Origin of the sequence: Streptomyces yokosukanensis, assembly GCF_001514035.1 — a bacterium.
Lineage (GTDB): Bacteria > Actinomycetota > Actinomycetes > Streptomycetales > Streptomycetaceae > Streptomyces > Streptomyces yokosukanensis.
In genome coordinates this window covers 43,064-55,483 of the sequence record NZ_KQ948228.1, presented here as the reverse complement: position 1 = coordinate 55,483, position 12,420 = coordinate 43,064, and the positions used below count along the sequence as shown (strand labels likewise).

The 12,420-nt window shown below is 72.2% G+C and carries 14 protein-coding genes and 1 pseudogene; 8 read left to right on the top strand and 7 right to left on the bottom strand.

From position 1 onward, the window contains the following. The first annotated feature begins 23 nt into the window (after positions 1 to 23). Positions 24 to 1,454 carry an ABC transporter ATP-binding protein gene (locus tag AQI95_RS38225; protein WP_079071797.1) on the top strand — a complete coding sequence of 477 codons (1,431 nt, stop codon included), beginning with the start codon at positions 24 to 26 and terminating at the stop codon, positions 1,452 to 1,454. A gap of 10 nt (positions 1,455 to 1,464) precedes the next feature. On the opposite strand, the gene AQI95_RS38220 is transcribed toward AQI95_RS38225, so the two are convergent. Next, the gene (locus AQI95_RS38220; protein ID WP_067135095.1) at positions 1,465 to 1,878 is read right to left on the bottom strand and encodes an ArsR/SmtB family transcription factor; all 414 of its coding nucleotides are present in this window, start codon (positions 1,876 to 1,878) and stop codon (positions 1,465 to 1,467) included. A 258-nt stretch (positions 1,879 to 2,136) separates the two neighbouring features. Here AQI95_RS38220 and AQI95_RS38215 point away from each other — a divergent pair, with 258 nt between their 5' ends. After that, complete coding sequence (locus AQI95_RS38215) at positions 2,137 to 2,865, top strand: MgtC/SapB family protein (RefSeq protein ID WP_067135093.1); 729 nt, start codon at positions 2,137 to 2,139, stop codon at positions 2,863 to 2,865. Then, positions 2,862 to 3,137 carry a hypothetical protein gene (locus AQI95_RS38210; protein WP_067135091.1) on the top strand — a complete coding sequence of 92 codons (276 nt, stop codon included), beginning with the start codon at positions 2,862 to 2,864 and terminating at the stop codon, positions 3,135 to 3,137. Before AQI95_RS38215 ends, AQI95_RS38210 begins: the two co-directional genes overlap by 4 nt. 89 nt (positions 3,138 to 3,226) lie before the next feature. Here AQI95_RS38210 and AQI95_RS38205 read toward each other — a convergent pair whose 3' ends face one another. Beyond that, entirely contained in the window at positions 3,227 to 3,748 is a 522-nt protein-coding gene (locus tag AQI95_RS38205) for a GNAT family N-acetyltransferase (protein ID WP_067135089.1), read from the bottom strand. Here AQI95_RS38205 and AQI95_RS38200 point away from each other — a divergent pair. From AQI95_RS38200 to AQI95_RS38190, 3 genes and pseudogenes are all read left to right on the top strand, one after another. Beyond that, positions 3,747 to 4,337 carry a helix-turn-helix domain-containing protein gene (locus AQI95_RS38200; protein WP_067135087.1) on the top strand — a complete coding sequence of 197 codons (591 nt, stop codon included), beginning with the start codon at positions 3,747 to 3,749 and terminating at the stop codon, positions 4,335 to 4,337. The two genes, AQI95_RS38205 and AQI95_RS38200, sit on opposite strands and share 2 nt — an antisense overlap. Beyond that, the gene (locus AQI95_RS38195; protein WP_244188976.1) at positions 4,334 to 5,902 is read left to right on the top strand and encodes an MFS transporter; all 1,569 of its coding nucleotides are present in this window, start codon (positions 4,334 to 4,336) and stop codon (positions 5,900 to 5,902) included. The genes AQI95_RS38200 and AQI95_RS38195 overlap by 4 nt, the downstream gene beginning before the upstream one ends. A gap of 176 nt (positions 5,903 to 6,078) precedes the next feature. Continuing rightward, positions 6,079 to 6,425, top strand: a pseudogene (locus AQI95_RS38190) (alcohol dehydrogenase catalytic domain-containing protein); the annotation flags it as partial. A 177-nt stretch (positions 6,426 to 6,602) separates the two neighbouring features. Here the strand turns inward: AQI95_RS38190 and AQI95_RS38185 are convergent. Beyond that, the gene (locus AQI95_RS38185) at positions 6,603 to 7,820 is read right to left on the bottom strand and encodes an alginate lyase family protein (protein WP_067135083.1); all 1,218 of its coding nucleotides are present in this window, start codon (positions 7,818 to 7,820) and stop codon (positions 6,603 to 6,605) included. 116 nt (positions 7,821 to 7,936) lie between these two features. Next, complete coding sequence (locus AQI95_RS38180) at positions 7,937 to 8,245, bottom strand: muconolactone Delta-isomerase family protein (RefSeq protein WP_067135210.1); 309 nt, start codon at positions 8,243 to 8,245, stop codon at positions 7,937 to 7,939. Positions 8,246 to 8,548: 303 nt separating this feature from the next. On the opposite strand from AQI95_RS38180, the gene AQI95_RS38175 reads away from it, so the two are divergent. Then, the gene (locus AQI95_RS38175) at positions 8,549 to 9,064 is read left to right on the top strand and encodes a DUF2231 domain-containing protein (protein ID WP_067135081.1); all 516 of its coding nucleotides are present in this window, start codon (positions 8,549 to 8,551) and stop codon (positions 9,062 to 9,064) included. A 72-nt stretch (positions 9,065 to 9,136) separates the two neighbouring features. Here AQI95_RS38175 and AQI95_RS38170 read toward each other — a convergent pair whose 3' ends face one another. After that, positions 9,137 to 9,556: a CBS domain-containing protein gene (locus AQI95_RS38170; RefSeq protein ID WP_067135079.1), complete on the bottom strand. Its 420-nt coding sequence runs from the start codon at positions 9,554 to 9,556 to the stop codon at positions 9,137 to 9,139. A gap of 156 nt (positions 9,557 to 9,712) precedes the next feature. On the opposite strand from AQI95_RS38170, the gene AQI95_RS38165 reads away from it, so the two are divergent. After that, positions 9,713 to 10,375: a dienelactone hydrolase family protein gene (locus tag AQI95_RS38165; RefSeq protein WP_067135208.1), complete on the top strand. Its 663-nt coding sequence runs from the start codon at positions 9,713 to 9,715 to the stop codon at positions 10,373 to 10,375. Positions 10,376 to 10,401: 26 nt separating this feature from the next. Here the strand turns inward: AQI95_RS38165 and AQI95_RS38160 are convergent, their stop codons facing one another. After that, positions 10,402 to 11,511: a CapA family protein gene (locus tag AQI95_RS38160; RefSeq protein ID WP_067135077.1), complete on the bottom strand. Its 1,110-nt coding sequence runs from the start codon at positions 11,509 to 11,511 to the stop codon at positions 10,402 to 10,404. A gap of 135 nt (positions 11,512 to 11,646) precedes the next feature. Next, on the bottom strand, positions 11,647 to 12,333 hold the full coding sequence (locus AQI95_RS38155; RefSeq protein ID WP_067135075.1) for a GPP34 family phosphoprotein: 687 nt from the start codon (positions 12,331 to 12,333) through the stop codon (positions 11,647 to 11,649). Positions 12,334 to 12,420: the final 87 nt, after the last annotated feature.

Below are 12,420 nucleotides of genomic sequence, written 5' to 3'. Positions count from 1 at the left end.
CCCACCAGCTTTTGGAGCACGACATGGTGCTGAACGCCCTGCGCCACCTGCGCGCCGACCGCCAGGCCCGCGCCGGCCTCGCCCATCTGACCGCCGACAGGCCCCGCCGTCCCGCCGACGGCGAGCTGCTGCTGGAGAGCGTCGGCCTGACCAAGTCGTACGCCGGCGCCGACGGCGAACTGCCCGTCCTGTCCGGCATCGACCTGCAGATCCGCGCCGGTGAAGTCGTCGCCCTGCTCGGCAAGTCGGGTTCGGGCAAGTCCACCCTGCTGCGCTGCCTGGCCGGTCTCGTGCCCGCCAGCTCGGGCCGGGTCGCCTACCGGGGCAGCCCGCTCACCGGCGCCAACCCGGGTACGGCCATGGTGTTCCAGACCTTCGCGCTGCTGCCCTGGCTGACCGTGCAGCAGAACGTCGAACTGGGTCTGGAGGCCAAGGGCGTTCCGGCCGCCGAACGTACGGACGCCGCCCGGCAGGCCATCGATCTGATCGGCCTGGACGGCTTCGAGTCCGCCTACCCCAAGGAGCTGTCCGGCGGTATGCGCCAGCGCGTCGGCTTCGCCCGCGCCCTCGTCGTGGAGCCGGACGTGCTGATGATGGACGAGCCGTTCTCCGCCCTCGACGTCCTGACCGCCGAGAATCTGCGTGGCGAGCTGATGGAGCTGTGGGAGTCCGGCCAGTTCCCCACCCGCGCCATCGTCCTGGTCACCCACAACATCGAGGAGGCCGTGCTGATGGCCGACCGGATCGTCGTCCTGGGCGCCCGGCCCTACGGCACGATCCGCGAGGTCTTCGAGGTGGGCCTGGAACGCCCCAGGGACCGCAACTCGCCTGCCTTCGAGGACCTGATCGACCGTGTCTACCGCACCATGACCGGCCGCCAGAAGGAGGGCCGCGTCCCCGGCCGACACGAGGCGCTGGAGCTGGAGAAGCGCACCCCGGCGAACACCCCGCTGCCCCCGGCCAGCGTGGACGGGCTGTCGGGGCTCGCGGAGATGGTGCTCGACCGCGGCGGCCGGTGCGATCTGGCCGACCTCGCCGATGAACTCGGCCTGGAAGTGGACGATCTGCTCCCCCAGGTCGACGCGCTCGACCTGCTCGGGTTCACCACGCTCAGCGGCGACGACCTGCTGCTGACCGACACCGGTACGGCGTTCGCGGGCGCCGATGTCCAGGAGTCGAAGAAGATCTTCGCCGAGGCGGTCCAGCATGCCCCGCTGGTCACACTGATCACCAAGAGCCTGCGCAACAACTCCGGTGGAACGCGGCGCGCCGGCTTCTTCCGGGATCTGCTGGCCCACCACTTCACGGACGAGCAGGTCACCCGCCAGCTGGAGACGGCCACCGACTGGGGCCGCTACGCCGAGCTGTACTCCTACGACGCCGAGCCGCAGGAGTACCACCTCGACGAGAACGACGACACGCGTCTGGCCGTCACCGCCGCGGGGCAGGGCTGAGCCGGAGGCGTCAGTGTTCCGTGGCCGGCCGCCGGGCCCGGGCCACCCGCGCGGGAGCGCTCCGCTCCCGCGGGGCGGCCGCCTCCACGACGTGTGCCGACTCGGCGTCCGCGGCGGCCACGGCCTCGTCCGTGGCCAGCACCGCGCTCTCCAGCAGGGCCCGCACCTTCGGGCCGGAGGCCCGGTAGAAGATGCGGGTGCCCTCCCGGCGCGAGGTGACCAGTCCGGCGGCGCGCAGCTTCGCCAAGTGCTGGGAGGTCGCCGCGACATGCGCCTCGATCAGCTCGGCCAGGCTGCTGACCGGCAGCTCCCGCTCGCTCAGCGCCCACAGCAGCCGGTAGCGCGACGGGTCGGCGACCGCCTTGAGCACCGCCACCGACCGCTCGGCCCGCTCCTCGTCCCACGACGCTACTTGCGCTTCCATGCAAATATGGTAGCCGGTGACGCACACGACACCTCGCGACGCTCTAGTTGCGTGGATGTGCAAATATAAGAGAAGGTATGGAGAGCCCCGAAGGAGGTGAGCGACATGGATCGCAGCAGTAGTCCGGGCCACAACCGGCCCCGCACCCCCGTGTCCCCCAACTCCTCGGGCATTCGGTAGCCCCCTTCCCGGCTCCACGGCCGGACGGGCGCCATGCCCTCGACCTGTCCCGCCGCGGCGGGGCGACGGGAGGTTCCCATGGCGAACCTGACCACCTTCGACTTCGCACTCCGTCTCGCCACCGGCGTCACCTGCGGCGCCCTGATCGGCGTCGAACGGCAGTGGCGCGCCCGGATGGCCGGGCTGCGCACCAACGCCCTGGTGGCCGTCGGCGCCACGCTCTTCGTCCTCTACAGCGAGGCCGTCGGCGACTCCGGCAGCCCCACCCGGGTCGCCTCCTACGTCGTCTCCGGCATCGGATTCCTCGGCGGCGGCGTCATCCTGCGCGAGGGCGGCGGCGTGCGCGGCCTCAACACCGCGGCCACGCTGTGGTGTTCGGCCGCGGTCGGCGTGCTCGCCGCCTCCGGCCGGCTGGTGCTGTGCCTCATCGGAACGGCCACCGTGCTCGCCGTGCACATGATGCTGCGCCCCGCGGGCCGGCTGATCGACCGCGTGCCGCAGCGCGACCCCGACAACGAGGGCATACGGGCCACGGTCCACCTGATCTGCGAGCGCGGCGACGAGACACATGTCCGGGCGCTCCTTTCGCAGGCCCTCGCGACCGACGGTCTCGCGCCCACCGGGTTCAGGGTGCGACGCGACGACGAGGGCAGCACCAGCCTGCGGGCCGCGGTCTCCCTGAACGGCGACCCCGCCCGCGCCCTGGAGCAGCTCATCGCCCGCCTCTCCCTGGAACCGGGCGTGCGCGACCTGCACTGGCACCTGGACGACGCGTCCCTCGACACGGAGCGGGAGGCGGTGGCATGAACGGCCTCGACACCCGCACCGCCCGCAACGCCGTGCGCCAGGCCGCCCGGCAGCTGGCCGCGGACGCGCCGAGGCTCACCGCCGGCTCGGCGAGCGCCCTGCGGGCCGGGCTCGCCGCCCGCTCCGCCAGTCTGCGCCGAGCCGCGCTCACCGCCTGGCTCAGCGGCGTACCCATGGATGTGATCGCCGCCGACGGCCGGGTGCCCGTGGCGGTCGTACGCCACTGGATCACGGCTCGGTACGGGCGCCCGGACGACCCGCACACGACCTGACGCACCCGCAGCACGTCCGCGGCACAGACGGCCTCCCGCCCTCTCGGGCTCGTACACCCCGCGCGCTCCCCGAGGCGGCGCGATGCCGCTCAGGCCAGGGGCAGGCGCATGAGGGTCAGGTCGAGCCGGCGGCCGAACTTGGTGCCGACCTCGGGCGCGGTGCCGACGTGGTGGAACCCGAACCGTTCGTGCAGCCGGATCGAGGCCGTGTTCTCGGCTTCGATACCGGCGATCATCACATGGTGGCCGGCCTCGCGGGCGGCGGTGACGAGGGCGGCCAGCAGCGCGGATCCGATGCCGAGCCCGTGCCGGCCCTCGCGGACGTAGACCGAGTTCTCCACCGTGTGCCGGTACCCCTCCAGCTCCCGCCACGGACCGTAGACCGCGAACCCGGCGACCTCACCGTCGGCCTCGGCCACGAACGCCGAGCCGCGCTCCAGGTGGGCGGCCAGCCAGGTGGCCCCCTCGGCGGGGGTCTGCGGGGTCTGCGTCCACAGGGCCGTCGAGTGCTCGACGGCGTGGTTGCGGATCGCGCGGACGGCTTCCACGTCGTCGGGCCGGGCGGGGCGCACGGTCACACCCGCCGAGCTTCTTGCGTATATTGAAGTCATGTCCAACATAGTAGATCCCCTGGTGGAGCGGATCGCCGCGCGTGTCCGCACCGAGCGCGAGCGCCGCCGGTGGACGCTGGCCCAGCTCGCCGAGGCCTCCGGCGTGTCCCAGGCCATGATCAGCCGGATCGAGCGCGGGGAGAGCAACCCCACGGCCGTCGTCCTCGGCAAGCTGTCCGCGGCGTTCCAGCTCAGCGTCGCGTCCCTGCTCGCCCTCGCCGAAGGGGCCCAGGACGATGCCGAGGGGGTGACGGGAGTGCGCCGCGGGACCGACACCGCCGAGTGGCGCGACCCCGCGACCGGCTACCGGCGGCGCCAGATCACCGGCCCGCACTTCCCCGCGGAGATCGCCGAGATCCGCCTGCCGGTCGGCGCCCGCGTGCCGTATCCGGCCGCCGCCTTCGCCTTCGTACGGCAGGTCGTCTGGGTCCTCGAGGGACGGCTGACCTTCCACGACGGCGACACGGTCCACGAACTCGACGCGGGCGACACGATCGAACTGGGCGCGCCCGCCGAGCGCGTCTTCGCCAACACCACCGACACCGAATGCCGTTACGCCGTCGTGCTCACCCGCGGCACCACCCCGTGACCCGCCCGCTCCCCCGCGGCGGCACGCTCCTGCTGGCCTCCATAGCCGGCACGGCGATAGCGAACAACTACGCCCTCCAGCCCGAACTCACCACCGTCGCAGCCGACTTGGACGTACCGCTCTCCGTGATCGGCCTCGTGCCGACCGCGGCGCTCGCCGGCTGCACGACGGGCTTCGCGCTCCTGCTGCCGCTCACCGACCGTCTCGCGCCCAACCGACTGGTCGGCGTCCAGCTCGCCGCCCTGGCCGGTGCCCTCGCGCTCGCGGCGGCCGCATCCGGCGCCACCGTGCTCCTGACCGCCTACCTCCTCATCGGCGCGGCCGCCAGTGTCGCCGCCCAGGCGAGCGCCATCGCCGGCCGGCACGCCCCGGCCGGGCGCCGGGGGACGGGCGTCGCCACGGTGGCCGCCGGTATGTCGGCCGGCATCCTGCTGAGCCGTCTGGCGGGCGGAACCCTCACCGACCTCCTCGGATGGCGGCGGATGCTCCTCGTCTTCGCCGCGCTCGCCCTGCTCGGCGCGATCGCCGCCGGGACGCTCCTGCCCCGGCGGCGTCCCCACCCGGACCGCGACTACCGTGCCGCTCTCACCGCACTCCCTCCGTTGCTGCGTCAGTTCCCGCAGCTGCGGCGCGCGGTGGCCGTCGGCGGGCTGTGGTACTTCGCCTTCAACATCGTCTGGGTCGCGCTGGTCCTCGCACTGGCCCAGCCGCCCCACTCCCTCGGCCCGAGCGCCATCGGCCTGTACAGCCTGGCCGGGCTCCTCGGCTTCGCGGCACTCCCGCTCACCGGACGCCTCACCGACCGGCACAGCCCGGCCACAGTGATCACCGTCTGCATGCCGGCCGCCGCGGTCGGCACCGCCCTGCTCGCCTCGGGTCTCGGCAGCCCGCTCGTCACCGGAGTCGGACTCGCCCTCTTCGACGCGGGCTGCTTCGCCGCCCAGGCCGCCAACCAGAGCCGCGTCATCGCGCTCCTCCCGGCACGGTCCGGCAGCCTCAGCAGCGTCTACCTCGTGCTGTACTTCACCGTCGGCGCGATCGGCACAGCCCTCGCCGCGCCGCTCCTGGACACCCTCGGCTGGCGCGGCACCGCCCTCACGGCCCTCGCCGCACTGCTCCTCGCCGCCGCCCTCGGGGGTCGTACACGGTCCGCGGGCACCGAGGGATCCGACGCGTACTTCTCCGCGGCCCCGGGGCATCCTGATCCGGGCGGGCACCGCCCCGATTGCGGGGTGGGCGGCGGGGCCATCAGGATGTTTCCAGGTGGTGTCCATAGGTCGGCGCGGGCCCGTTCGGCCCTGGTGGGCCAGAAGGTGGCGCGCACCGTTCCCTGCGACAAGGAGCACGGTATGGCGACGGACACGGTCGGACGATTCCTGGCGGCCCTCGACCCGGATCACCGGGAGGCCGTCGGCGCCAAGCCGCGCCAGGAGCAGGAACAGCTCGCGGCGGCCTGGGAACGGGAACTGGAAGCGGACGACGAGCTCGACACCCTCGACGAGCTGTCTCCACCGGCGGCGGAGGCCGAGGCGGCCCGCCGCGTTCTGGCCCAAGGAGTGAACTAGGGCGTGTCGCGGTGCGAGCTCCGGCCCTCGCGAGCTGAATGCGCAGATCAGGCGGGTGCGGGGTCCACTCGCCGCTGACTTCGGGCTGGTCCGGGAACGGGGCCGGCGCCCGCGCCCACGGGGCACGGCGCTCGCCCCTGTGCGTCCCCGGCGTCCCCAGCTCGGAGGAAGCCTTCATGCGAGCCATCACCGTCCGCGACCGCGACGCCGGAATCAGCGGCCTCACCCCGAGCGTGCCCGGCCACGAGCTGTCCGGAGTGGTCACCGAGCTGGGCTACGGCACCGCCGGCCCGACCTCGGCCGGCGGGTCCGCGGACCGGCCGACCGGACCCGCGACGGCTCACTGGCCGGGTACATCGCGGTCGAGGCCCGAAACCTCGCGCCGCTCCCGGCCGACGTCGACCACGTCACGGCCGCCGCCCTGCCGATCTCCGGGCTCACCGCCCGGCAGGCCCTCTTCGACCACGCCCGCCTCACCACCGGCCAGACCGTCCTGGCCCACGGCGCCGCAGGCGGACGAGGAGATCGCCCGCCTCTACGAACGGTCCTTCGTACTGGTGCGCCCGGACGGTCATGCGGCGTGGCGCGGCGACGAACTGCCCGGCGATCCGGCGGTGTTCGTCAGCGCGGTACGGGGCGACCGGGCCGAGGTCCCGTCGGCCGACCGGTGAGCGGGCGCGCCGTACCGTGGCTGCCGCTGTCAGTTGGGGTTGTCGCCGTCGGTGAGGGTCTCCCATGCCACGAAGAGGTTGTTGGTGCCGGCCGGCCGGTTCTGCTCGGTGAGTGTCTGGGTGTTGGTCATGGCGATGCCCAGGCGGTTGTGCAGCGCGTTGTAGCCGACCTCGGTGACCGGGCCGAGCCCGCGCTTGACGGATCCGCCGCACAGCCAGCTCGGAACCGCGGTGCCCAGTTCGTACTTGGCCTGGAAGCCGAGCGCCTGCCGCAACCGCTCGCCGACGTCGGTGCCGTAGAGGTCCTGCCCCTGGATCCGGCTGGTCTCGGCCACATGCGAGATGGAGGAGATGCCGTATCCGGTGTGCACGAAGTCGCGGCAGGTCTCCTGGGTCAGTCCGGTCACGAAGGTGGGCTGGCCCTGCCAGTACGCGACGATCTTGTCCCGGGTGTTCAGGTTCTGGCTCGGCACGGTCTTCGGCAGATCGCCGTCGGAGGACAGGTACACATAGGCGGCGGTGCGGGTGCGAAAGCGCGCCATGGCCGAGTCGTAGGAGGCCTTGTCCTCGAGGAAGACGGAGATGCCGACGGCCGCCTCCGTCATGGTCAGTTCCCAGTTCCCGTTGGAGTTCGAGCCGTTGATGACCTTGGGCAGATAGACGTTGCGGAGCAGGGTGGCGAACCGGCCGGCGTTCGGCCAGGTGCCGGTGTAGGTGTACTTGACGAGTTCGGCGGCCTTGGCCCAGGAGGATCCCGCCCAGGCGGTCTGCAGGGGCGCGTTGCTGTTCGTGTGGTCGGTGAGCGTGGCGGACCAGGCGTCCATCAGCTCGATCGCCTTCTTCGCGTACCGGTCGTCACGGGTGATGTACCAGGCGAGCGCGTCGGTGTACGCGGCGATGGCGTCCTCGCGCTCGTCCGTGCAGCCGTAGTTGGGGTTGGAGTACGGCCCGCACTCGACGACGGCGCGGGGCTTGGCGGTGCGACCGAGGTCGGCGTACGGGCTCGCCGTCATCTGGTCGTACGCGCTCTTCCAGGGCTGTGCGCCGGCGAGCACCTTGGTGCGCGCGAAGTCGAGTTGAGCCCGTGAGACGGTGACACCGGGGTGGACGAACGCGGCCGGAGCGGCCTGTGCCCGCTGGGCTCCGGGCCAGGCGAGAAGTCCGGTGGTCAGCAGGGCGGCCGCTGCGGTGAGCGCGAGAGCGGATCGGGGGGACTTACGGTGACGTGGTGCGGGGATGTCCTGCATGAGACACGTCCTCATATGTGAACGATATGCGACTCCTTGAACAGAGTGCTGGTCGATGACCATAGGTACGGACCAAAGGCCCGTCAAGTGGCGTGGAAACACGGGACGTTCGCGTGTCACCGCCGCGATGTGTCGCCGGTCGGGCCCGGGTCGTTGGGGTGGGGCTCCAGCGCCGTGACGGTGACGGTCATCCACGGACGCAACGGGAGCGTGCCGAGCACCTTCCCGTGCAGCTCGTGCTCGTCGGCGGCCCGCCAGATGCCGATACTGCGCAGCTCGCCGACCGGGCGCCACAGCCGCGCCAGGTGGCCGTCGGCCGCCAACTCCCGGGCACGGACGGCCTCGGCGGCTCGCCGCCGGTCCACCTCGTCCTGGCTGGTGCCTTCGGGAACGGTGGTGGTGATCTCGACCAGGAACTCCCTCACGGCCGGACTCCCTTCGCTGCGGGAGACCGGCGGAAACCGGCACGCCTCGGGCGGCTCGGCGCCGTGCACGCCGCCGGCCGGCGCCACGACCGGCGCGTGATCCCGGGGTGCGCCTGCTCGACCGCGACCGCCGCTCGGTCGCCCTCTCCGCGACGGGATCCGCCCTGCTCCCACAGGTGCGCGATCCACCGGCCCGGTCGACCTGCCGACCCTCTGACCTGCCGATCCACTGATCGACTGAGAGGCAACTGAGAGTTTGCCATGACAGGCTGACGCGCCTCGTCCCCCCTCAGGAGCGCCTGGATGACTCTGATCAACGGTCTGCCCGCCCATGTCCTGCTGGTCCATGTGGTCGTCGTGCTGATACCCCTGACCGCGCTGGCCCTGGTGACGGCCGCGCTGTGGCCGCGCGCCGCCCGGCGGCTGGGTCCGCTGCTGCCGCTGCTGGCCCTCGTCGCCCTGGCCGCCGTACCCCTGACCACGCACGCCGGTGAATGGCTCGAACGGCATGTCGAGAGCGACGCCCTGGTGCGTCGGCACACCGAGCTGGGCGACGGGCTGCTGCCCTGGGCGCTGGGCCTGTTCGCACTGGCGGCGGTCGTCTGGTGGGCGGGGCGGCGCGCTCCGGCCGAGCCCGGACAGGGGGGCGGCCTGAGCTGGTCCGGTCTGCCCGTACGGATCGTCGTCGGCGTGCTCTGCGTGGCCGTATCGGTGGGCGCGGTGGTCGACGTCTACCGGATCGGCGACTCCGGAGCGAAGGCCGCCTGGCACGACGCCTACTCGAAGACGGCGACGGGGTCCGAGCACGGCGGCTCCTGAGCCCGCACGGCCTCCGCGGCGCGCGGGGGCCGTGCCCTGCGGCCTCCTCCTGGACGATGTCGCCCGGCAGCGTCACGCGTACACGCGTGAGACGAACGCAGCGAGCTGGTCGTCGCTGAGGTGCCGGGCGATGTCGGTCTCGCTGATCATTCCGACCATGCGCTTGTTCTCGACCACCGGGAGGCGCTTGATCTGGTGGCTCGCCATCTCCCGCAGCGCATCGGAGATGTCCGAGCCGGCGTCGATCCAGCGCGGGGTCCCCTCGCACAGGTCACCGCATGTCACCTGGGCCGGGTCATGGCCGTAGGCGACACACTTCACCACGATGTCGCGGTCGGTGATGATGCCGCACATACGGTCGCCGTTGTCCGGGTCGCTGACCGGGAGCGCGCCCATGCCGTGGTCGCGCATCAGCTGCGCGGCGCGGTCCAATGTCTCGTACCGGGGTATCCACTGGGCACCCGGGTGCATGATGTCCTTCGCAGTCGTCATCGCTCGTCCCTCCATTTCGAGCACGGAAGATCCGGGACGGCCTGCTGCCATCGTGCGCGCCGCGCGGTTGCGATGTCTTGTTGGGCTTTCAATCGTGGTAGGTGAGTACGACGAGAGGACCGAGGTCCTCCGAGCCCTCCGGGGAAGTTGATGGCCATGAAGTCCAAGACGGTTGTGGTGCCGGCCGACGGCGCCGAACTCCCAGGTGATCTCGTGGTGCCGCAGTCCGCGCGAGCCGTGGTGCTGTTCGCCCACGGCAGCGGAAGTTCCCGGCACAGTCCGCGCAACCGGGCCGTCGCCGCCACGTTGCGGGAGGCCGGTCTGGGCACCTTGCTGATCGACCTGCTCACCGAGGAGGAGGAACGCCGGGACGTCGTCACCGCCGAGCACCGTTTCGACATCGCGCTGCTAGGGCGGCGCCTGGTGGCGGCCCTGGAGTGGCTGGGCGCCGAGCCCGGCACCCGCGGCCTGCCCGTCATCCTGTTCGGCGCCAGCACCGGCGCCGCCGCTGCCCTCCGGGCCGCCGCCGAGCGCCCCGACCGCGTCCTGACCGTGGTCTCCCGGGGCGGGCGGCCCGATCTCGCGGGCGACGACGCCCTGATCGCCGTGCGCGCACCCGTCCTGCTGGTCGTCGGCGGCCGGGACGGCGAGGTGCTGCGGCTCAACGAGGAGGCCGCGCGGCGGCTCCGGGCCGCCCATACGCTGCGGGTGATCCCGGGCGCCACCCACCTCTTCGAGGAACCCGGCGCACTGGAGGAGGTCGCCGCCACGGTGCGGGAATGGTGCGAGGAGATGCTGGGCGCGGCACCGCCGCAGTAGTGGCCGCACCTCGCCTCGTCTGCGCGTCACGTTTCCAGGGAGCAGCGGAGCATGCCGTCGGGCCGGACGTCGACGCGTACGCCGTGGCAGATCCGGTCGAGGGTCGCGCGCAGCCATGCGCGGTCCCGCTCCGTAACCGTCTCCAGCCGCATCCGGCGCGCCTGCAGGGGGAACATCCTCACGCCGGTCGGGTGTCCGGTGTCCGCCGCGACCGAGACGAGGTAGCCGAGCCGGAGGTCGTCGCGGTACTCCTCGTGGCCGCAGATGCCCTCGTAGTCGTCGATGAAGTCGCCGCAGCCGTAGAGGATCAGCCGGCCCCGGTACACCTCGATGGGGCGGGGATGGTGCGAGGAGTGCCCGTGGACGATGTCGACGCCGCCGTCGACCAGGGCGTGTGCGAAGCGCCTCGCGTCACGCGGGACGAGATAGCCCCAGTTCGAGCCCCAGTGCACCGACACGACGACGATGTCGCCCGGTCGTCTCACCCGCCGCACTCGGCGCAGGGCGGCCTCGGCGGCGGCGGCCGACAGCTCATGGGCGTAGGCGACGCCCGGCCGGTCGGCGGTCGCGGCCCAGTCGGGCGGGATGCCGCTGGACAGGGCTCCGAGCGCGAGGACCAGGATGCGGTGACCCGGTCCCACCGGGACTTCCACGGGCGCGTAGGCCTCGTCGGCGTCGCGTCCCGCGCCCGCGGCCCGCAGCCCCGCACCGGCGAGCGCGTCGAGTGTCTCCTCCAGTCCCGGTCGGCCGAAGTCCAGAACGTGGTTGTTGGCCAGCACGCAGACGTCCGGCCGGGCGGCCGTGAGAGCGGGAAGGTTGGCCGGGTGCATCCGGTAGTGGACCGCCTTGCCCGGAGCGAACGCGTCGCTGCGGGTGACGGCCGTCTCCAGATTCACGATCCTGGCATCCGGTGCCGCCCGCTCCAGCACCGCCAGCGCCTCACCCCACGGCCAGGCGGGGTCGACCGGAGCGGGGATCGGACCGCCGGACGCCTCGGCCAGTTCCACGTACGACCGGGCGTCCGTGACGTACCCCTCGCGCAGCACCGGGCTCCCCGGGTGCGGAAGGATCTGGTCGACACCGCGCCCGAGCATCACGTCGCCGCACAGGAACAGCGTCACCACGCCGCCGCCCATGTCCCCACCTTAGGCATCTCGCACCCCCGCCCCGCGACACAGACCGGCCGACTCGGACAACTAGGCGTGACCAACTCATGCATTGATACGCCATATGACCACTTGACCCTTGAGGGCGTTGATCGTTCGCTCGCCCTAGCCGCCCTGGTGGCGTGTCCGCTTGGGCACCAGCGCGGCGAGCACGGCGCTGGTGTCCCGCAGCGGTTCGGGCACCGACGCCACCGCGCCGGTTCCACGCGCCCGGTCGAGTTTGTGCCGGGTGCGCCATGAACCGCCGAGGTCCCGGGTCAGCTGGCTCGAGCTGACCATGTCGGAGAGAAACATCATGTGTGCGTCCAGCCGATGCTCTCCGGCATGGGCCAGGCGCACGGCTTCGACCAACCCGCGCCGCACGGCCGGTTCAGGGTGGTAGCGGTCCCGCCGCAGCACTCCCGCGCCCGGCATGTGCCGGACCAGGCCGCGTGCGATCAGTGCGCCGCGATGCCGCTGGAACGCGTTGCGGTGCCGCCGTACCCATCTGTGGGGCACCACCGCCCCGTCCTCCTCGGCCAGTTCGGCCAGTTCGGCCAGCAGTTCATCGGCCCAGGCCAGAGCGGTCGAGCCGTTGCCGATCAGCTCGATCTCGGCTCGGTACGGGCGATATGTGTCAAGGCCGAACACCTTGAACTTGCGCGTCCTGATGAGCAGTCTGCCGCGCAACGCGAGTTCTCCGAGTTCGGCCACCGTGCAACCGGCCTCGGCCTGGCGGGAGTCGATCGCCCTTCCGGTCTCGGCGAGGGAGAGCAGGGCGAATTCCTCGGGCAGCGTGAGGGCACCAACCATGTGCCCATCCTGCCCGAGGACGGCAACCGCGGACAGCGGCCACCTTCAGCCGTCCGGCTCGGCACGGTGTACGCACAGTGCACACGG

Bases quoted from the DNA above. Each gene is read 5' to 3' on its own strand.
- AQI95_RS38225 (WP_079071797.1), top strand. From the start codon at position 24: ATGGTGCTGAACGCCCTGCGCCACCTGCGCGCCGACCGCCAGGCCCGC.
- AQI95_RS38220 (WP_067135095.1), bottom strand. From the start codon at position 1,878: ATGGAAGCGCAAGTAGCGTCGTGGGACGAGGAGCGGGCCGAGCGGTCG.
- AQI95_RS38215 (WP_067135093.1), top strand. From the start codon at position 2,137: ATGGCGAACCTGACCACCTTCGACTTCGCACTCCGTCTCGCCACCGGC.
- AQI95_RS38210 (WP_067135091.1), top strand. From the start codon at position 2,862: ATGAACGGCCTCGACACCCGCACCGCCCGCAACGCCGTGCGCCAGGCC.
- AQI95_RS38200 (WP_067135087.1), top strand. From the start codon at position 3,747: ATGTCCAACATAGTAGATCCCCTGGTGGAGCGGATCGCCGCGCGTGTC.
- AQI95_RS38205 (WP_067135089.1), bottom strand. From the start codon at position 3,748: ATGACTTCAATATACGCAAGAAGCTCGGCGGGTGTGACCGTGCGCCCC.
- AQI95_RS38185 (WP_067135083.1), bottom strand. From the start codon at position 7,820: ATGCAGGACATCCCCGCACCACGTCACCGTAAGTCCCCCCGATCCGCT.
- AQI95_RS38175 (WP_067135081.1), top strand. From the start codon at position 8,549: ATGACTCTGATCAACGGTCTGCCCGCCCATGTCCTGCTGGTCCATGTG.
- AQI95_RS38170 (WP_067135079.1), bottom strand. From the start codon at position 9,556: ATGACGACTGCGAAGGACATCATGCACCCGGGTGCCCAGTGGATACCC.
- AQI95_RS38165 (WP_067135208.1), top strand. From the start codon at position 9,713: ATGAAGTCCAAGACGGTTGTGGTGCCGGCCGACGGCGCCGAACTCCCA.
- AQI95_RS38160 (WP_067135077.1), bottom strand. From the start codon at position 11,511: ATGGGCGGCGGCGTGGTGACGCTGTTCCTGTGCGGCGACGTGATGCTC.
- AQI95_RS38155 (WP_067135075.1), bottom strand. From the start codon at position 12,333: ATGGTTGGTGCCCTCACGCTGCCCGAGGAATTCGCCCTGCTCTCCCTC.